The sequence below is a fragment of the Roseiarcus sp. genome, from assembly GCF_049514155.1.
Taxonomy (GTDB): Bacteria; Pseudomonadota; Alphaproteobacteria; order Rhizobiales; family Beijerinckiaceae; genus Roseiarcus.
The window spans coordinates 1-17,710 of record NZ_JBEKVH010000075.1 but is presented as its reverse complement, the minus strand read 5'-3'; the positions used below and the strand labels follow the sequence as shown (position 1 = coordinate 17,710).

Below are 17,710 nucleotides of genomic sequence, written 5' to 3'. Positions count from 1 at the left end.
TGCATCGCAAGGATTTCACCCGCCTCAAGCAACCGCAAAGACCCTCGCCGCTCGACTCGCAGCAACTCTCGCTAAACTGGAGCCCAACATGAACCGGACAGCCGTGGGTCAAGCCCGGCCATCCACGTGGCAGTGGCGCGGAAGCGAACCCCAGGCGCATGCGAGAACGTGAGTCTGGATGGCCGGGTCAAGCCCGGCCATGACGACTGGTAAGTGGTGGAACGCGGGTGGCGCTTCTCCTTAGATCCACCCCGCCAGTTCTCGCCTGACCACCGTCTCGATGACCCGCATGCCGTCTTCGCCGTCGTTGAGGCAGGGCAGCGCGGCGAAGCGCTCGCCGCCGCCGGCCTTGAAGTAGCCGGCGTTCTCGACGCCGATCTCTTCCAGCGTCTCGAGGCAATCGGCGACGAAACCGGGCGTCAGCACGGCGACGCGTTTGACCCCTTGGCTGGCCAGCGCCTTGACCGTCTCGGCGGTGTAGGGCTTGAGCCATTCGGCGCGACCGAAACGCGACTGGAAGGTCATGCGCAGCCGCTCTTCGTCGAGCCCAAGCGCGGCGCGCAGCAGTCGCGTCGTCTTGGCGCAATGGCAATAGTAGGGATCGCCCCGGTCGAAATAGGCGCGCGGGATACCGTGGAACGACGCCAGCAGAACTTCGGGCTCGAAGTCGAGCGCGGCGAGCGACGCGCGGGTCGAGCGGGCGAGCGCGTCGATATAGGCGGGATCGTCATACCACGGCGCGGCGACGCGCAAAGTCGGCTGCCAGCGCATCGCCTGCAAGGCTTCGAACGCCTTGTCGGCGACCGTCGCCGTCGTCGCCGCGCAATATTGCGGATAGAGCGGCACAAGCAGAATGCGGTCGCAGCCCTTGGCCTGTAACGCGGCGAGGCGCGCGGCGATCGCCGGCTGGCCGTAGCGCATGCCCCAGTCGACCTCGATCCGCCCGTCGCCGGCGAGCGCCAGCGCGAGCTTCTCGGCCTGGCTGCGGGTGAAGGTCTTGAGCGGACTCTCGTTGCGCTCGCGGTTCCAGATCGAATCGTAATCGCGCCTCTTGGCGGCAGGCCGGCGCGGCAGGATGAACAGGTTGAGGATCAGCCACCACAGCCAACGCGGCGCCTCGATCACGCGCCGGTCGGAGAGAAACTCGGCGAGATAGCGCCGCATCGACCAATAGTCGGTCGCTTCCGGCGTGCCGAGGTTGACGATGAGCACGCCGACGCGGCCACTCTGGACCGGCAGATGGCCCTGGGGGCGACTTGCATGCGAGGGGCTCAGCGCGTTCATAAGCGCTTTGTCGGCGGCCCGGCCACCGGCGTCAAGGCGACGGGCGGGGATCAGGAAGCCCCCTTGTAGGCGCGATCGGCGATCGCGCCCGTTTCCTTTACGCTCGCCGTCGACCAGCAGCCGCGCTCGCCGAGCGCGGCTACACTTCACCCCTTGGGGGTGAAATTCGTCGCCACGCCGTTGATGCAATAGCGCAGGCCGGTCGGCGGCGGGCCGTCGGGAAAGACGTGGCCGAGATGCGAGCCGCAGCGCGCGCAGTGGACCTCGGTGCGCGACATGCCCCAGCTGCGGTCGGTCGTGGTCTCGACCGAACCGGCTACGGGATCGGTGAAGCTCGGCCAGCCGGTGCCGCTCTCGAACTTGGTCTGGCCCTCGAACAAGGGTTGGCCGCAGCCAGCGCAGGAGAATGCGCCCGGACGCTTCTCGTGCAGCAGCGCGCAACTGCCGGCGCGCTCGGTCCCGTGCTCGCGCATGATCGCGTACTGCTCGGGCGTCAGCAACGCGCGCCACTCGGCCTCGGTATGGGTGACGGGATAGGTCTTGGCGTCCATCGACGGTCTCCTGTTCGTGTAAGCCCCCTTCTGCCTTGGGGGGAAAGGATTCGCCGCTTAAGTCGCGCCGAACTCCGGCTTTGTTACGGCGCCGGCGCTTCCGCCTGCGGCGTGAGGAACTGTGCTTCGGCGAGGCGGGCGAAGCGGCCGCCCTTGGCGACCAGCGCCTCGAACGTCCCCGCTTCGACGATCGCCCCCGCGGCGAACACCAGAATCGTGTCGGCGCGGCGGATGGTGGCGAGACGGTGGGCGATGACGAAAGTCGTCCGGCCGCGCGTCGCGTGGTCGAGCGCCGCCTGCAGCTGCCGCTCGGTTTCGGCGTCGAGCGCGCTGGTCGCCTCGTCGAGGATCATGATCGGCGGGTCTTTCAGCAGCGCGCGGGCGACGGCGAGGCGCTGGCGCTCGCCGCCCGAGAGGTTGCGGCCGCGCTCGCCGATGATCGTCTTCAGCCCGCGGGGCTGCTGCGCGACGAAACCGGCCGCCTGAGCGCGTTCGAGCGCGAGCGCGATTTCGTCGACGCTCGCGTCGGGCTTGCCGATGCGCAGGTTCTCCTCGATCGAGCGGGCGAGGATGAACGGCTCCTGGAACACGACGCCGATGTTGTCGCGCAGCGAGCGCAAGGTCATGTCGCGAATGTCGCGCCCGTCGATGGCGATGCGCCCCTCGCTCGGGTCGTAGACGCGGTGCAGCAGCGCCAGCGCGGTCGACTTGCCCGAGCCGGTCGCGCCGACCAGCGCGATCGTCCTGCCGGCCGGCGCGTCGAAGGCGAGGTCGTGAACCGCTTCGCGTCCCGGGGCGTAAGCAAAAGAGACGCCATCGAAGCGCACATGGCCGGCGAGCCGGCCGACCGCGATCGCGTCGCGGCGATCGGCGACGCTCGAGGAGGCGTCGAGCACGGCGAAGAACTGCACGAGCTTCGGCGCCTGGGCGAAGAGGAAATTGACGAAGCCGACCATCTGCTCGAGCCGACCGATCAGCATCGTCGCCAGGCCCATGAAGGTCGCGATCTCGCCGATGGTCGTCAGCCCCTTGATGTCGAGCCAGACGCCGGCGACGAAGATCGCCAGCAGCGCCAGCGTCGCGCTGGCGCGGGTGGCGACGCTCGCCAGCGCCCACCAGGTCAGCACCGGAAACTGCGCCGCGAGCAGCCGCGCGCCGAGGCCCCTGAGCGCCTCCGCCTCCTCCTCGGCGCGGGCGAAGCTCTGCACCACCGGCAGGGCGCCGAACACGTCGGCGACGCGCTCGGCGAGATCCGTGCTCGCTTCGTCGGCGACGGTCTGCATCGCGCCGGTGCGGCGGATGACGAGGTTCATCGCTGCGCCGAAGACGACGACCAACGCGACGAGGATCGCGCCGAGCCGCCAGTTCTTCAGCAGCGTCAGCGGCAGCAGCACGAACAGCGCGACGAGGCTGGCGCAATGCTCGCGAAAGAACGAGAGCCAGACGCCGAACATCGCGTTCGAGCCCTCGATCATCACCCTCAACAGCCGCCCCGAATGGGCGCCGGCGTGAAAGCTCATCGGCAGGCTCAGCGCGCGCTCGAAATAGGCGGCCATCACGGCGACCCGCTCGCGGTGGGCGAGCCGGTCGGCGTAGAGCGCCGTCACGACGCCGGCGACGATCGAGAACAGGCCGAAGCCGGCCCAGGCGGCGAGCCACGGCGCCAGATCCGCCCACAATGGCGGCGCGGCCGCCGCCTGCGCCTGGGCGAGCCGATCGATGACGTGGCCGTAGAGCAGCGGCTCGGCGAATTGGGCGCAGGCGAGCGCGAGATTGGCGAGAGCCAGCGCGACGGCGCGCGCGCGTGCGTCGGCGAGGCGGCCGAGGACGCGGGCATAGAGGCTCAGAAAGGGCATCGCTTGGCGGTCTCGGCGGCGGCGGCCGCGCCGGAGCGCGGGATGGCGTTGCTTTTAGGCGAAGCGGCCCGCAAAATCACCGCCGATGACGCCGCCCTCCGCCCCGCCGAACCCGGCCCGACGCCGGCCGCTTCGCGCGGCGAGGCCGCTCATCGTCGCTCTTGCGGCGTTGCTCGCGCTGTATGTCGGCGTCGCTTACGAGTTCGCGCCCGCCTTTTGGCGCCATTACGAGCGCCAGCCGGCGCTGGCGGAAAAGGCGATGACGACGACGACCGCGCTCGGCCTGCCCGGCGACGCGCTCAACGTCGGCCTCGAGGGGAGTCGCGACGAGGTTCTGTGCGCGATGCGCGCCGCCGGCTGGCGGCCCGCCGATCCGATCACCTGGCGCTCCAGCCTCAGGATCGCCGACAGCGTGCTGCTGCGCCGCGCCTACCCGACCGCGCCGGTCAGCGACCTGTTCTACGACGGCCGCCGCCAGGACCTCGCGTTCGAGAAGGCGGCGGGCATCAGCCCCAAGGAGCGTCACCACGTCCGCTTCTGGCTTGCGCTGGCGCACGGCGCTTCCGGCGAGCCGCTGTGGCTCGGCTCGGCGACGTTCGACCGCAGCGTCGGCGTCAGCCATTACACCGGCCAGGTGACGCACCATATCGCGCCGGACATCGACGCCGAACGCGACCTGCTTGCCCACGACCTCGCCGCCGCCGGCATGGTCTCGGCGGCCTATGGGGTAACCGGCGTCGGCGCGACCGTGTTCGCCCGTAACGGCGGCGGCGACCCCTATTTCACCGACGGCGAAATCGCCGTCTCGCGCCTGTCGCCCGGCTGCCAGATCGTTCCGGCCGCGCCGCCGACGCTCGCCCCGCCGCCCGCCGTCGCCGTCAAGAACGCAGCTTTCGGCTGGCTGAAGGCGCTGTGGCGGCTTTTGTAACGCCGATTGTTAAATCCGGTTGATTGACGACAACCGACGCACGCCGGTTGGCGCTATGGATTCGACTCGGCGTTGGCGCTTGCGGCGCCGGCGACCCCAGGGAGGAGTCTGATGGCGACTGTGCTTTCTCTGACGAGCGTCGGGATCGGCGATGTCGAGCTGTTCGTGCCTTCGCCGCCCTGCCTCGTGGTCAACACGTTCTATGTCGACGGCGAGCCGGAAAGTTCGGTGGTCCATGTCTGGCAGGACGCGAAGACCGGCGAACTGAAGTCCGAGCTGATCTACATGCAGCCAGCGGCGTTCGAGACCGCGCTCGCCTGGGCGGAGGAGAACGCCGTGACCCGCAGCGTCGAGCGCATCCACACGCGCCACGCCGCGAAGATTGAGCCGAGGCCGGCGACCAAACGCAAGCCGGCGCGCAAAGCCACGGCGAAGCGCGAGGCCGCGCCGAAGAAAGCGGCCTCGAAGCGCAGGGCTGCGCCCAAGAAGAAGGCGGCCAAAAAGGCGCCAGTGCGAAAGGCCGCCCGTAAGGCGCCGGCCAAACGGGGCGCGGCGCGGAAGGCGAAGTCGGCGCGCTGAGCGTCAGTCGGGGAACACCACCGTCTTGGCGCCGTTGATCAGGACGCGGTCCTGGAGGTGATAGGCGAGCGCGCGGGCGAGCACCCGCCGCTCGATGTCGCGGCCCTTGCGCACCAGGTCTTCAGGCGTGTCGGCGTGGGTGATGCGCTCGACCGCTTGTTCGATGATCGGGCCTTCGTCGAGGTTGGCGGTGACGAAATGCGCGGTGGCGCCGATCAGCTTGACGCCGCGCGCATGCGCCTGGTGATAGGGCCTCGCGCCCTTGAATCCAGGCAGGAACGAGTGGTGGATGTTGATGCACCGCCCCGTGAGCTTGGCGACGAGACCCTCGGAGAGAATCTGCATGTAGCGCGCCAGCACGACGACGTCGGCCTGGGCGGCGCGGATCGTCTCCCAGACCTGGGCCTCCTGCTCCATCTTGGTCTCCTTCTCGACCGGCAGATGGTGGAACGGGATCGCGCCGAAATCGATGTTGTCGTAGGTCTCGCGCGAGTAATTGGCGATGATTGCGACCACGTCCATCTTCAGCTCGCCGCTGCGCCAGCGATAGAGCAGATCGGCGAGGCAATGGTCGAAGCGCGACACCATCAGCACGACGCGCTTGCGCTGCGCCTCGGACCTCAGCGACCAGGTCATGCCGAACGTCGCGGCAAGGTCGGCGAAAGCGCGCCTGAACGCCGCCACGTCCGCCCGCTCGCTCGCGCCGTCGAAATCGACGCGCATGAAGAAATTTCCGGTCTCGAGGTCGTCGAACTGCTGCGCCTCGAGCACATTGAAGCCGCCCTCGAACAAAGCCGCCGAGACCTTGGCGACGATTCCCGGCCGATCGGCGCACGAGAGGGTGAGGGTGTGGCGGGCGGCGGGCATCGGCTTTCCTGGGGGAGAGAGCGCGCCGGGTGGTAGCCCCTCGCCCGCGCCTTACGCAAGGCGGCGCGTGGCGCTTGGTGAACGGCGCCGCGGCGGCGGAGAGACGAAACGCCAAGCGGTCCCTTCTCCCCGCGTGCGGGGAGAAGGTTAGGATGAGGGGCTGGGAGAGGGGGCGTCAAGGCGCCGATCGTCCTACCGCTTCGCTTGCGCCAGCACGGCCTCGACCGACGGCAGGATGCCTTCGACGATCCTCTCGACGCCGTCGCGGTTCGGATGGAGGCCGTCGCTGAGCTGAAGCGACCGGACGCCGGCGACGCCTTCGAGGAAGAACGGGTAAAGCGGCACGTCGTAACGCTCTGCGAGCTCGGGATAGATCGCATCGAAGCGGCGCTTGTAGTCCGCGCCATAGTTCGGCGCGGCGACCATGCCGGCGAGCAAGGTCGCCATATGCGCGTCGTGCGCCTTGGCGAGAATATGCGACAGGGTGACTTCGGTCGCCGCCGGGTCGGCGCCGCGCAGCATGTCGTTGGCGCCGAATTCGACGATGATCGCGTTCGCGTCTTCCGGCACGCTCCAGTCGAAGCGCGCGAGGCCGTCGGCGGCGGTGTCGCCGGAGACGCCGGCGTTGACGACCTCGACCTCCCAGCCCTTCGCTTTCAACGCCCGCGCCAGCACGTCGGGAAAGGCCTGGCCCGGCGGCAGGCCGTAACCGGCGGTGAGGCTGTCGCCGAGCGCGACCAGCTTCAGCGGCTTGGCCGCCGCCGGGCCGGCGAGAACAAGCGCCGCGACGAGCGCCAGCGCCCCCGCCTGGACGGCGGCGCGAAGAATCCCATATGAGGCGTGCGCCGGCGAAAGGAATGTGATGGCCAAGGACGAACCCGCGATCGAACTTGCCGACGTCGACCTCAGCCTCGGCGAGGGCGTGGCGAGAGTTCATATCCTGCACGGCGTCTCCATGACAATCGGCCGCGGCGAAGCGGTCGGCCTCGTCGGCGCGTCGGGCTCGGGCAAATCGACGCTGCTGATGACCATCGCCGGGCTCGAACGACCCGATCGCGGCAGCGTCGTCGTCGACGGCCAGCGCATCGACGCGATGGGCGAGGACCGGCTGGCGCGCTTTCGCGGCCAGCGCATCGGCATCGTCTTCCAGTCTTTTCATCTCATTCCGACGATGACGGCGCTGGAGAACGTCGCCGCGCCGCTCGAGCTCGCTGGCGTCCGACACGCCTTCGCCCGCGCCGCGGCCGAGCTGGCGCTGGTCGGCCTTTCCGATCGCCAGCGCCATTATCCCGCCCAGCTCTCCGGCGGCGAGCAGCAGCGCGTCGCGTTGGCGCGCGCGCTCGTCCCCCGCCCGTCGGTGGTGATCGCCGACGAGCCGACCGGCAACCTCGACGAGGTGACGGGCGGCGCGATCATCGAGCTGTTGTTCGCCGCGCGCGCGCGCAGCGGCGCGACCTTGGTGCTGGTCACCCACGATGCGGCGCTGGCGGCGCGCTGCGACCGTACCTTGCGCATGCGCTCCGGCCATCTCGAAGCCGCGGCTCCGGCGCCGGCTGCGGCATGAACGCGCCCTTCGCTGCGCGCCGTCGCGCGCCAGTCGCGGCGTTGCTGCGCTTCGCGCTGCGCGACCTGCGCGGCGGCCTCGCCGGCCTGCGCATCGTCGTGCTTTGCGTCGCGCTCGGCGTGGCGGCGATCGTCGGCGTCAATTCGCTCGCGCGTTCGCTCGAAGCGGGCCTCGGCCGCGATGGCCGGACCATCCTCGGCGGCGACGCGTCGTTCTCGCTGATGCATCGCGAGCTCGCGCCCGACGAGCGCGCCTATCTGTCGTCGTACGGCGCGATTTCGACCGTCGCGACCTTGCGCGCGATGGCGCGCAACGCCGGCGGCGACGCGACGCTGGTCGAAGCCAAGGCGGTCGGCGAGACCTGGCCCGATCTCGGCGCGGCGACCTTCGATCCGGCGATGTCGGCGCAGCAGGCCCTGGCGCCCGACGGCGACGCGTTCGGCGCGGCGGTCGAACCGGCGCTGATGGACCGGCTCGGCCTCGCCGTCGGCGACCGTTTCGACATCGGCGCGGCGCATTTCGTCGTCCGTGCGCGCATCGTCGCCGAGCCCGACCGGCTGGCGACCGGGATCGGCTTCGGCCCGCGGGTGCTGATGAGCGAGGCGGCGCTCAACGCGAGCGGCCTCATCCAGCCGGGCGCGCTGATCCGCTGGACCACGCGGGTGCGGCTCGGCGCGGCGAACGCACCGCCGCCCGACGCGGCGACGGTCGACGCCTTCGTCGGTTCCGCCAAGGCGGCGTTTCCGCAGGCCGGCTGGGAAGCGCGCAGCCGCGCCAACGTCTCGCCCGACTTCGCCCGCGACCTCGATCGCTTCGGCGAGTTCCTCACCCTGGTCGGGCTGATGTCGCTGGTGGTCGGCGGGGTCGGCGTCGCCAACGCCGCCCAGAGCTTCGTCGAGCGCAAGCTGGCGACGCTGGCGATCCTCAAGGCGCTCGGGGCGAGCGGCGGCGCGGCGGTCGCGCTGGCGCTGGCCGAGTTCCTCGCCGTGACGCTGATCGGAATCGCCGCAGGCTTGGGCGTCGGCGCCGCGACGCCGTTCGTCGTCGACGCGGTATTCGCCGCCGCGCTGCCGCTGCCGCTTGCGCCGGCGATCTTTCCGCGCGAGCTCGCGCTCGGCGCGCTCTACGGCCTGCTGACCGCGCTCGCCTTCGCCGTCGCGCCGCTCGGGCGCGCCCATGACGCGCCGGTGGCGCAATTGTTCCGCTCGCTGGTTGAGAGCGGATCGACGCCGACGCGCTGGCGCTATCGGCTCGCCGCCGGCCTCGCGGCGCTGGCGCTAGCGGCGCTGGCGACTTTCGCCGGGCCGCAGCGCAGCGTCGCGCTGGTGGTCGTCGTCGCCTCCGCCGCGGCGATGGTCGCGCTGCGGCTGGTCGCATTCGCCGCGATGGCGCTGGCGCGGCGCGCGCCGCGGCCGGCGTCGGTCGTCTGGCGGCTCGCGCTCGCCAACCTGAGCCGACCGGGCGCGCCGACGCCCTCGGTGGTGCTGTCGCTCGGCCTCGGCGTCGCGGCCTTGGTCGCGCTGACGCTGGTCGATTCCAACCTGCGCGCGCAATTGGCCCGCACGTCGCCAGGCGAGACGCCGAGTTTCTATTTCCTCGACGTGCGCAGCGGCGAGGTCGACGCCTTCCGCCGCTTTCTCGCCGACCAGGCGCCGAAAGCGAAGATCGTCGAAGCGCCGATGATGCGCGGCCGCATCGTCCGCATCCGCGACACGCCCGCCGCCGCGGTCAAGGCCAAGGAGAGCGCCGCCTGGGCGCTCGAAGGCGACCGCGGCGTCACCTTCTCGGCAAGCCCGCCAGAAGGCTCGAAAGTCGTCGCCGGCGACTGGTGGAGCGCCGATTACGGCGGCCCGCCGCTGGTGTCGATGGAGGCCGGAGTCGCCGACGGGCTCGGGGTCAAGCTCGGGGACTCGGTAACGCTCAACGTGCTCGGCCGCGAGGTGACGGCGAAGGTCGCCAACCTGCGCCGGGTCGATTGGCGCAGCTTCGCGATCAACTTCGTCTTCGTCTTCTCGCCCAATACGTTCAAGGGCGCGCCTTACACCGGCCTGTTCACCGCCGCGCTGCCGCCGGGGGCCGACGACGCGGCGGCGGAGAGCGCGCTGATGAAGGCGGCGGCGCGCGACTTCCCGTCGGTCGCCGCGATCCGGGTGCGCGAGGCGCTGGCGACGATCGAGGCGCTGACCGCCAAGCTGGCGCTGGCGATCCGCGCCGCCTCCGGGGTGGCGTTGGCGAGCGCGGCGATCGTGCTGGCCGGCGCGCTGGCGGCGAGCCGGCGCGCCCGCATCGCCGACGCGGTGATCCTCAAGATTCTCGGCGCGACCCGGCCGCGGCTGATCGCGGCGTTCCTCGCCGAATACGCCCTGCTCGGCCTGTTCGCCGCCCTGTTCGGCGCGGCGGCGGGCGCGGCGGCCGCCTATGCGATCGTCGTCTGGGTGATGGGCTTCGACTTCGCCTTCGCCGCCGGTCCGGCGCTCGCCGCGGTCGCGGCGGGGCTGGCGCTGACGGTCGGGCTCGGCATGATCGGCGCCTGGCGCATCCTCGGCGAGAAGCCGGCGGCGTTCCTGCGGGAATTGTGACGGGAGGCTCGGCCCCAACCGGCCGGCGCCGTCGTCTGGCGATTTATCCGCGAATGTGGTGAACTTCCCCTATTCAGGGAGGACGAAACGCGCCATGGGGGCTTTGATGCAGAGCTATGTTCACGGCGCGAGCGGCGCGCCGCTGATCGGCGAAACCATCGGCGCCTTGCTCGAACGGGTGACGGCGGAAGCGCCCGATCGCCCGGCGTTGGTCGCGCGTCATCAGGGCGTGCGTTGGACCTACGCCGAACTCAACCGGCGCGCCGACGATCTCGCCGCCGGATTGCTTGCGCTCGGTCTCCAGCCGGCGGATCGCATCGGCATCTGGTCGCCCAACGCCAGCGAGTGGGTCGTCACCCAATTCGCCAGTGCGAAAGCCGGCCTGATCCTCGTCAACATCAATCCCGCCTACCGCAGTCACGAGGCCGAATACGCTCTCAACAAGGTCGGCTGCAAGGCGCTGATCCTCAGCCCCGGATTCAAGGGCAACGACTATTTCGCCAGCCTGCGCGCCTTGGCGCCCGAGATCGACGCCGCGACGCCTGGCGCCCTGTCGGCGGCGCGGCTGCCGCAGCTCGAGACCGTCATCCGGCTCGGCGTCGAAAAGACGGCCGGCATGCTGAATTTCGCCGACGTCGCCGCGCCGGCGACCGGCGCGCAACTTTCCGATCTCGCCGCGCTGGGCAGGTGGCTGCAATTCGACGATCCGATCAATATCCAATTCACTTCGGGCACGACGGGCGCGCCCAAAGGCGCGACGCTGACGCATCACAACATCGTCAACAACGGCTATTTCATCGGCGAGGCGATGCGGCTGAAGCCGGCGGACAGGCTTTGCATTCCGGTGCCCTATTATCATTGCTTCGGCATGGTGCTGGGCAATCTCGCCTGCGTCACCCACGGGGCCTGCATGGTCAGCCCTTCCGAGGGATTCGATCCGCTGGCGACGCTCGAAACCGTGGAGGCAGAGCGCTGCACCGGCCTGCACGGCGTGCCGACGATGTTCATCGCGATGCTCGACCATCCCGAGTTCGCGCGCTTCGATTTGAACAGCCTTCGCACCGGCATCATGGCGGGTTCGCCCTGTCCGGTCGAAGTGATGCGCCGGGTCGTCGATCAGATGCACATGAGCGAGGTGACGATCGCCTACGGCATGACCGAAACGAGCCCGGTCAGCTTCCAGAGCGCCCACGACGACCCGCTCGAGCGGCGCGTTTCGACCGTCGGCCGGGTCCAGCCTCACATCGAGGTCAAAATCGTCGATTCCGCCGGTCGCATCGTTCCGCCCGGCGCCACCGGCGAATTGTTGACGCGCGGCTACAGCGTCATGCGGGGCTATTGGGGCGACCCGGCCGGGACGGCGGCGGCGATCGACGCGGCGCGGTTCATGCACACCGGCGATCTGGCGACGATCGACGCCGAAGGCTATTGCAACATCGTCGGCCGGCTCAAGGACATGGTGATCCGCGGCGGCGAGAACGTCTATCCCCGCGAGGTCGAGGAGTTTCTCTACACCCACCCCGCCATCGCTGACGTCCAAGTATTCGGCGTCCCAGATCCTCGTTATGGCGAAGAGCTTTGCGCCTGGATCAAGCTGCGCGAGGGGGCGGTCCTCAGCGAAGACGAGGTCGTCGCCTTCTGCCGCGGGTCGATCGCCCATTACAAAGCGCCCAAATATGTGCGTTTTGTTCAGGAATTCCCGATGACTGTCACCGGAAAGGTGCAGAAATTCCTAATGCGGCAGACCATGATCGACGCCCTGGGCCTCAAGATCGAAAAGACCGCCTGACCTCGCGGACCGCAAAACGCCTGAATTGTCGTATTCATTCGATATTCAGTTTCATGCCGTTCACTTGGCAAGCGTCTTGCTCGCGCTTAAATGACGGCTTGGGACGGCCGGACCGGGCCAGAATTTCTTGGCGGCGCCGTCGATGGGAACCCGATGAACCCCAACTTTCGCAACTTCGCCCTGTGGGTGATCATCTTCCTGCTGGTGCTGGCGCTGGTGACCCTGTTCCAGAGCCCGGCGCAGAAGACCCCCAGCAGCGAGATCCAGTTCAGCCAGTTGCTTAGCGACGTCGACGCCGGCCACGTGCGCGACGTGACCATCGCCGGCAGCGACATCAGCGGCCATTACAAGGACGGCCGCGCCTTCGTCACTTACGCTCCCAACGACCCCGGCTTGGTCGACAACCTCTACAAGAAGGACGTGACGATCACCGCTCGGCCGCCGTCGGATGGCAATTCTTGGCTGCTGACCCTGCTCATCAACGGTCTGCCGCTGCTGCTGTTTCTCGGCGTGTGGATCTACATGTCGCGCCAGATGCAGGGCGGCGCCGGCAAGGCGATGGGCTTCGGCAAGTCGAAGGCCAAGCTGCTCAACGAGGCGCAAGGGCGCGTCACCTTCGAGGACGTCGCCGGCATCGACGAAGCGAAGGAAGACCTGCAGGAGATCGTCGAGTTCCTGCGCGACCCGCAGAAGTTCCAGAAGCTCGGCGGCCGCATCCCGCGCGGCGTGCTGCTGGTCGGCCCGCCCGGCACCGGCAAGACGCTGACCGCGCGCGCGGTCGCCGGCGAAGCCAACGTGCCGTTCTTCACCATCTCCGGCTCCGACTTCGTCGAGATGTTCGTCGGCGTCGGCGCGAGCCGTGTGCGCGACATGTTCGAGCAGGCCAAGAAGAACGCGCCGTGCATCATCTTCATCGACGAAATCGACGCGGTCGGCCGCCATCGCGGCGCCGGCCTCGGCGGCGGCAACGACGAGCGCGAGCAGACGCTCAACCAGTTGCTGGTCGAGATGGACGGCTTCGAGCAGAACGAAGGCATCATCATCATCGCCGCGACCAACCGGCCCGACGTGCTCGATCCGGCGCTGCTGCGCCCGGGCCGTTTCGACCGGCAGATCGTCATCTCCAACCCCGACTTCATCGGCCGCGAGAAGATCCTCAAGGTGCACGTGCGCAAGGTGCCGCTCGCCCCCGACGTCGACCTCAAAGTGGTCGCGCGCGGCACGCCGGGCTTCTCCGGCGCCGACCTGATGAACCTGGTCAACGAGTCGGCGCTGCTCGCCGCCCGGCGCGGCAAGCGCGTCGTCACCCGCGTCGAGTTCGAGGACGCGCGCGACAAGATCATGATGGGCGCCGAGCGGCGCACGATGATCATGACCGACGAAGAGAAGCGGCTGACCGCCTTCCACGAGGCGGGCCATGCGCTGGTGTCGATCGCCATGCCGGCCTCGACGCCGATCCACAAGGCGACGATCATCCCGCGCGGCCGGGCGCTCGGCATGGTGCAGTCGCTGCCCGAGCGCGACCAGATCTCACAGAGCTACGAGCAGCTCATCGCCATGCTGGCGATGTCGATGGGCGGCCGCTCGGCCGAGGAACTCGTCTTCGGCAAGGACAAGGTGACCTCCGGCGCCGCCGGCGACATCCAGCAGGTGACCCGGGTCGCGCGCGCGATGGTGACAAGGCTCGGCTTCTCCGAGAAGCTCGGCGCGGTCATGTACGGCGAGAACCAGGACGAAGTGTTCCTCGGCTATTCGCTCGGCCGCACGCAGAACATCTCCGAAGAGACCGCCAAGACGATCGACGAGGAAGTGCGCCGGCTGGTGCACGAAGCGCACGAGACCGCGACCCGCATCCTCACCGAACGGCGCGCCGATCTCGACACGCTCGCCCACGGCCTGATGGAGTTCGAGACGCTGACCGGCGACGAGATCGTCGGCCTGCTCAAGGGCGTGCGCCCGGTGCGCGACGCGGTCGACAACAAGGAGCCGCCGCCCCCGCGCGCCGCCGTGCCGGTCACCGGCAAGCCGCGCAGCCTCGGCCCCGACGCCGGCGGCCTCGAGCCGCAGCCGCAGACCTGAGACGAGCGGCTATTCTGAGACAAGCGACGGGCGCCCCAAGGGGCGCCCGTTTGGTTTCGGAGCTACGTCTGAACCGACGCTTCTGTAGACGCGCTCGCCGAGCGCGTCCGGGCGCGGCCGGCGGCCGCGCCTACAAGACTACCCTCCCGCCAGCGCCTTGATCGCCGCGCGCGCGTCGGCGGCGTCCCAGTCGACCGGGCCGGCGACGATTCCAAGCTCGCAGCCGTCCTTGTCGATCATCAGCGAGGTCGGCAGGCCGAGCGCCTTGCCGGCGAGGCGCATCGTCTCGAACGCGTCGCCGCTCGGATCGGCGTAGCGGGTCAGCGCCTTGACGCCGATCTGATTGAGAAAAGCGGCGGGACGATCGAGCCGCGCCGTGTCGACGTTGACCGCCACCACCTGGAAATCGTCGGCGCCGGCGCTCTGCTGCAGCCGGTCGAGCGCCGGCATCTCCGCCCGGCAGGGCACGCACCAGGTCGCCCAGAGGTTCAACAGCAGCGCCTTGCCGCGGAAATCGGCGAGGCTGAGCTTGGCGCCGCCCGGCCCTTCGAAGGCGATCGTCGCGGCGCGTTTGGGCGCGCGCTCGACGTTCAGAGCGGCGATGTCGCCGTGGGCGAGCGGCGCGAGCGCGGCGCTGCGGGCCGCCGCGGCCGCGGGGCAAAGGGCGTCGGCCTTGCCGACCGGCGCTCCCGTCCCGTATAGGACCGCGACCGCGGCCACGGCGGCCAGCGCGCCAACGCCGCCCCAAAACCGCCATCGGCGGGTCCGCGCCGCGTTCTCGTCCATCGTTCTAAAGGCCTCTCTAATGAGCAACACCATGTGGGGCGGGCGCTTCGCCACCGGCCCGGCCGAGATCATGGAGGAGATCAACGCCTCCATCGACTTCGACCGCAAGCTCGCCGCCCAGGACATCGCCGGCTCGCTCGCCCATGTCGCGATGCTCGCCGCCCAAGGCGTCGTCGCCCAGGCCGACGCCGACGCCATCGCCGCCGGCTTGAACCAAGTCAAGGGCGAAATCGAGGCGGGAACTTTTGCCTTCTCGCGCGCGCTCGAGGACATTCACATGAATGTCGAGAGCCGCCTCGCAGCGATCGTCGGCCCGGCGGCGGGCCGGCTGCACACTGCGCGCTCGCGCAACGATCAGATCGCCACCGACTTCAAGCTGTGGGTGCGCGACACCATCGACGCGCTCGACGGCCAAATCGCCGAGCTGCAACGGGCGCTAGCGACACGCGCGCTCGAATGCGCCGACATGGTCATGCCCGGCTTCACCCATCTGCAGTCGGCGCAGCCGGTCACCTTCGGTCACCATCTCCTCGCCTATGTCGAGATGCTGGCGCGCGACCGCGGCCGTTTCGCCGACGCGCGCGAGAGGCTCAACGAATGCCCGCTCGGCGCGGCGGCGCTCGCCGGCACCTCGTTCCCGATCGACCGCTTCATGACGGCCAAGGCGCTCGGCTTCGACCGGCCGACCGCTAATTCGCTCGACAGCGTCGCCGACCGCGACTTCGCGCTCGAGACGCTCGCCGCGGCGGCGATTGCCGCAACCCACTTGTCGCGCCTCGCCGAAGAGATCGTGCTGTGGACGACGCCGCAGTTCGGCTTCGTCAGGCTCTCCGACGCGTTCTCGACCGGCTCGTCGATCATGCCGCAGAAGCGCAACCCTGACGCGGCCGAACTGGTGCGCGGCAAGACCGGGCGCGTCGTCGGCGCGCTGGTCGGCCTGTTGACGGTGATGAAGGGCCTGCCGCTCGCCTACGCCAAGGACATGCAGGAGGACAAGGAAGGCGTGTTCGACGCGCTGCCCACGTTGTCGCTGACGCTGGCGGCGATGACCGGCATGATCCGCGACCTGACCCCCGACGCCAAGACAATGAAGGCGGCGGCGGGCGCCGGCTACGCGACCGCGACCGACCTCGCCGACTGGCTGGTGCGCGAACTGAAGCTGCCGTTCCGCGAGGCGCACCACATCACCGGCCGCATCGTCGCGCTCGCCTCGACACGCGGCGTCGCGCTGGAGAAGCTGAAGCTCGAAGAGATGCAGAGCGTCGAGCCGCGCATCAATGCCGACGTGTTCGGCGTGCTCGGCGTCGAGCGCTCGGTCAAGAGCCGCACGTCGTATGGGGGCACGGCGCCGGCGAACGTGCGCAAGCAGGCGAAGGCGTGGCTGAAGAAGCTCGGCGCGTTGTAGGCGCGGGCGTCGACCGCGTCTGCAAAGCCGCGCCGTCACTCCAATTCGAGTCTCCGCCTTCGGCGGACGAACGGCGAGTGGACCGGAGCGCCTGGAACGATGCGGCCATCCTCACCCCACTCCGACATGCGGTTGAACGGGATCACGGCGCGCTCGCCGACGCGCGGCAGCGTCGCGCGAAAATCGGCGACGATCTCCTTCAGCCGCGCTTCGACGACCGCCGGGTCGGAATAGCGCAGGCCCGCCTCGACGCCATAGGCGACGAAGGGCGCAAGCACTTCGTAGCCGACATAGGCGAGGGTGAAGTTCACCGGCCATAGCATCAGGTCGATGTCGCCCGAGCGCCCGTCGTGCTCATAGGTGCTGCGGCTGGCGCCGACCGTCACCGACAGCATAGCCCGCTTGCCGACGAAGCGGCCGTTCTCGAACCGCTTTCTGCTGGTGTAGGCCTCGCCATAGGCGAGCACGCGGTCGAACCAGCCCTTCAGCATCGCCGGCGGCAGATGCCACCACATCGGATATTGCAGCACCAGCAAGTCCGCCCGGTCCATCAGCGCCAGTTCGTCGGTCACCGCCTTCGGCAGGGCGCCGACTTCGCTGGCGTGACGCTGCTCGGACTGTGGGTCGAAGCGCGCGGGGTCGCCGCGATCGGCGAAATGTTCGGGGCGCTCGCAAGGATCGAAGCCCATGGCGTAAAGGTCGGAGGCCGAGATCGTCCAGCCCTCCGCTTCGAGCGCCGCCGATCCCGAGCGGACGAGGTGGGCATTGAAAGACTGCGGTTCGGGATGGGCGAGAACGAAATGAGCGTGCATGGCGACTTCATACGCGCCGGGACATCCAAGGACGAGAGGGGGGCGCGGCGCGACCGTTTTTGACAAACTCCGCTTCCTCCGCTATATGTCACCGTATGGTGACAATGGCCTCCAATCCGACCCGAGACTCCGAAGCGATGCGGGCGCGCATCCTGGCGGCGGTCGGCGCGCTGATCATGCGCGACGGTCTCGCCGGCGTCGGGATCAACGCCCTGGCGCGCGCGGCGGGCTGCGACAAGGTGCTGATCTACCGCTATTTCGGCGACCTCGACGGCGTCTACGCCGCCTATGCCGCCCAAGGCGATTTCTGGTGGACCGTCGACGACCTCACCGAGGGGCTCGACCCCTCGCGAACGCCGTTGACGGCGGCGCTGAAAACGATGCTGCGCCGCCACGCCGAGGCTTTGCGCGCACGGCCGATCACCTTGGCCGTTCTCGCCGCCGAACTGACCAACCGCACCGCGCTGGTGATTGCGCTCGAGGCCGTGCGCGAACGCCGCGCCCTGCAAGCCTCGGCCTGGATCGGCGAACACTATCGGCTGCCGCCCGGCCTGGATGTCGCAGCGATCAGCATGCTGATTGGCGTTGCGATCAACTATCTCGCCGTTCGCGCCCGGACGCTGAGCGTGAT

15 protein-coding genes are annotated in these 17,710 nt (G+C 69.3%); 8 read left to right on the top strand and 7 right to left on the bottom strand.

Translation table 11 applies throughout. The features are described 5' to 3' along the window. Positions 1-240 precede the first annotated feature (240 nt). From hemH to ABSF49_RS12205, 3 genes are all read right to left on the bottom strand, one after another. Positions 241-1,284: a ferrochelatase gene (gene hemH, locus ABSF49_RS12215; RefSeq protein WP_424112927.1), complete on the bottom strand. Its 1,044-nt coding sequence runs from the start codon at positions 1,282-1,284 to the stop codon at positions 241-243. Between the two features lie 146 nt (positions 1,285-1,430). Further along, entirely contained in the window at positions 1,431-1,835 is a 405-nt protein-coding gene (gene msrB / locus ABSF49_RS12210; protein ID WP_424112926.1) for a peptide-methionine (R)-S-oxide reductase MsrB, read from the bottom strand. A gap of 83 nt (positions 1,836-1,918) precedes the next feature. Beyond that, positions 1,919-3,691, bottom strand: coding sequence for a glucan ABC transporter ATP-binding protein/ permease (locus ABSF49_RS12205; RefSeq protein ID WP_424112925.1), 1,773 nt, complete (start codon positions 3,689-3,691; stop codon positions 1,919-1,921). Between the two features lie 85 nt (positions 3,692-3,776). On the opposite strand from ABSF49_RS12205, the gene ABSF49_RS12200 reads away from it, so the two are divergent. Together ABSF49_RS12200 and ABSF49_RS12195 are read left to right on the top strand one after the other, a co-directional pair. Beyond that, positions 3,777-4,619 carry an LssY C-terminal domain-containing protein gene (locus tag ABSF49_RS12200; protein WP_424112924.1) on the top strand — a complete coding sequence of 281 codons (843 nt, stop codon included), beginning with the start codon at positions 3,777-3,779 and terminating at the stop codon, positions 4,617-4,619. 111 nt (positions 4,620-4,730) lie between these two features. Then, positions 4,731-5,198, top strand: a complete 468-nt coding sequence (locus ABSF49_RS12195) for a hypothetical protein (RefSeq protein ID WP_424112923.1) — start codon at positions 4,731-4,733, stop codon at positions 5,196-5,198. Between the two features lie 3 nt (positions 5,199-5,201). On the opposite strand, the gene purU is transcribed toward ABSF49_RS12195, so the two are convergent. Then, positions 5,202-6,065, bottom strand: a complete 864-nt coding sequence (gene purU / locus ABSF49_RS12190; protein WP_424112922.1) for a formyltetrahydrofolate deformylase — start codon at positions 6,063-6,065, stop codon at positions 5,202-5,204. A gap of 192 nt (positions 6,066-6,257) precedes the next feature. Further along, the gene (locus ABSF49_RS12185; RefSeq protein WP_424112928.1) at positions 6,258-6,929 is read right to left on the bottom strand and encodes an arylesterase; all 672 of its coding nucleotides are present in this window, start codon (positions 6,927-6,929) and stop codon (positions 6,258-6,260) included. Here ABSF49_RS12185 and ABSF49_RS12180 point away from each other — a divergent pair. The 4 genes from ABSF49_RS12180 (at position 6,928) to ftsH (ending at position 14,076) form a co-directional block, all read left to right on the top strand. Next, positions 6,928-7,629 carry an ABC transporter ATP-binding protein gene (locus tag ABSF49_RS12180; RefSeq protein WP_424112921.1) on the top strand — a complete coding sequence of 234 codons (702 nt, stop codon included), beginning with the start codon at positions 6,928-6,930 and terminating at the stop codon, positions 7,627-7,629. The genes ABSF49_RS12185 and ABSF49_RS12180 overlap by 2 nt on opposite strands. Continuing rightward, positions 7,626-10,208: an ABC transporter permease gene (locus ABSF49_RS12175; protein ID WP_424112920.1), complete on the top strand. Its 2,583-nt coding sequence runs from the start codon at positions 7,626-7,628 to the stop codon at positions 10,206-10,208. Before ABSF49_RS12180 ends, ABSF49_RS12175 begins: the two co-directional genes overlap by 4 nt. Before the next feature lie 106 nt (positions 10,209-10,314). Then, positions 10,315-11,997 (top strand): AMP-binding protein, encoded by a 1,683-nt coding sequence (locus tag ABSF49_RS12170; RefSeq protein WP_424112919.1) that lies wholly within the window; start codon positions 10,315-10,317, stop codon positions 11,995-11,997. A gap of 153 nt (positions 11,998-12,150) precedes the next feature. Then, on the top strand, positions 12,151-14,076 hold the full coding sequence (gene ftsH / locus ABSF49_RS12165) for an ATP-dependent zinc metalloprotease FtsH (protein ID WP_424112918.1): 1,926 nt from the start codon (positions 12,151-12,153) through the stop codon (positions 14,074-14,076). A 138-nt stretch (positions 14,077-14,214) separates the two neighbouring features. On the opposite strand, the gene tlpA is transcribed toward ftsH, so the two are convergent. Further along, the gene (gene tlpA / locus ABSF49_RS12160; protein ID WP_424112917.1) at positions 14,215-14,862 is read right to left on the bottom strand and encodes a thiol:disulfide interchange protein TlpA; all 648 of its coding nucleotides are present in this window, start codon (positions 14,860-14,862) and stop codon (positions 14,215-14,217) included. A 19-nt stretch (positions 14,863-14,881) separates the two neighbouring features. Here tlpA and argH point away from each other — a divergent pair, with 19 nt between their 5' ends. Continuing rightward, positions 14,882-16,267, top strand: coding sequence for an argininosuccinate lyase (gene argH, locus ABSF49_RS12155; protein ID WP_424112916.1), 1,386 nt, complete (start codon positions 14,882-14,884; stop codon positions 16,265-16,267). A gap of 35 nt (positions 16,268-16,302) precedes the next feature. Here argH and ABSF49_RS12150 read toward each other — a convergent pair whose 3' ends face one another. Further along, complete coding sequence (locus ABSF49_RS12150) at positions 16,303-17,079, bottom strand: NAD(P)H-dependent oxidoreductase (protein ID WP_424112915.1); 777 nt, start codon at positions 17,077-17,079, stop codon at positions 16,303-16,305. A gap of 137 nt (positions 17,080-17,216) precedes the next feature. Between ABSF49_RS12150 and ABSF49_RS12145 the strand changes: the two genes are divergently transcribed. Further along, positions 17,217-17,710, top strand: a 494-nt coding sequence (locus ABSF49_RS12145) for a TetR/AcrR family transcriptional regulator (protein WP_424112914.1), incomplete at its 3' end; no start/stop codon positions are given.

Bases quoted from the DNA above. Each gene is read 5' to 3' on its own strand.
- purU (WP_424112922.1), bottom strand. From the start codon at position 6,065: ATGCCCGCCGCCCGCCACACCCTCACCCTCTCGTGCGCCGATCGGCCG.
- hemH (WP_424112927.1), bottom strand. From the start codon at position 1,284: ATGAACGCGCTGAGCCCCTCGCATGCAAGTCGCCCCCAGGGCCATCTG.
- ABSF49_RS12180 (WP_424112921.1), top strand. From the start codon at position 6,928: ATGGCCAAGGACGAACCCGCGATCGAACTTGCCGACGTCGACCTCAGC.
- tlpA (WP_424112917.1), bottom strand. From the start codon at position 14,862: ATGGACGAGAACGCGGCGCGGACCCGCCGATGGCGGTTTTGGGGCGGC.
- ABSF49_RS12170 (WP_424112919.1), top strand. From the start codon at position 10,315: ATGCAGAGCTATGTTCACGGCGCGAGCGGCGCGCCGCTGATCGGCGAA.
- ftsH (WP_424112918.1), top strand. From the start codon at position 12,151: ATGAACCCCAACTTTCGCAACTTCGCCCTGTGGGTGATCATCTTCCTG.
- ABSF49_RS12195 (WP_424112923.1), top strand. From the start codon at position 4,731: ATGGCGACTGTGCTTTCTCTGACGAGCGTCGGGATCGGCGATGTCGAG.
- msrB (WP_424112926.1), bottom strand. From the start codon at position 1,835: ATGGACGCCAAGACCTATCCCGTCACCCATACCGAGGCCGAGTGGCGC.
- ABSF49_RS12205 (WP_424112925.1), bottom strand. From the start codon at position 3,691: ATGCCCTTTCTGAGCCTCTATGCCCGCGTCCTCGGCCGCCTCGCCGAC.
- ABSF49_RS12200 (WP_424112924.1), top strand. From the start codon at position 3,777: ATGACGCCGCCCTCCGCCCCGCCGAACCCGGCCCGACGCCGGCCGCTT.
- argH (WP_424112916.1), top strand. From the start codon at position 14,882: ATGAGCAACACCATGTGGGGCGGGCGCTTCGCCACCGGCCCGGCCGAG.
- ABSF49_RS12175 (WP_424112920.1), top strand. From the start codon at position 7,626: ATGAACGCGCCCTTCGCTGCGCGCCGTCGCGCGCCAGTCGCGGCGTTG.
- ABSF49_RS12150 (WP_424112915.1), bottom strand. From the start codon at position 17,079: ATGCACGCTCATTTCGTTCTCGCCCATCCCGAACCGCAGTCTTTCAAT.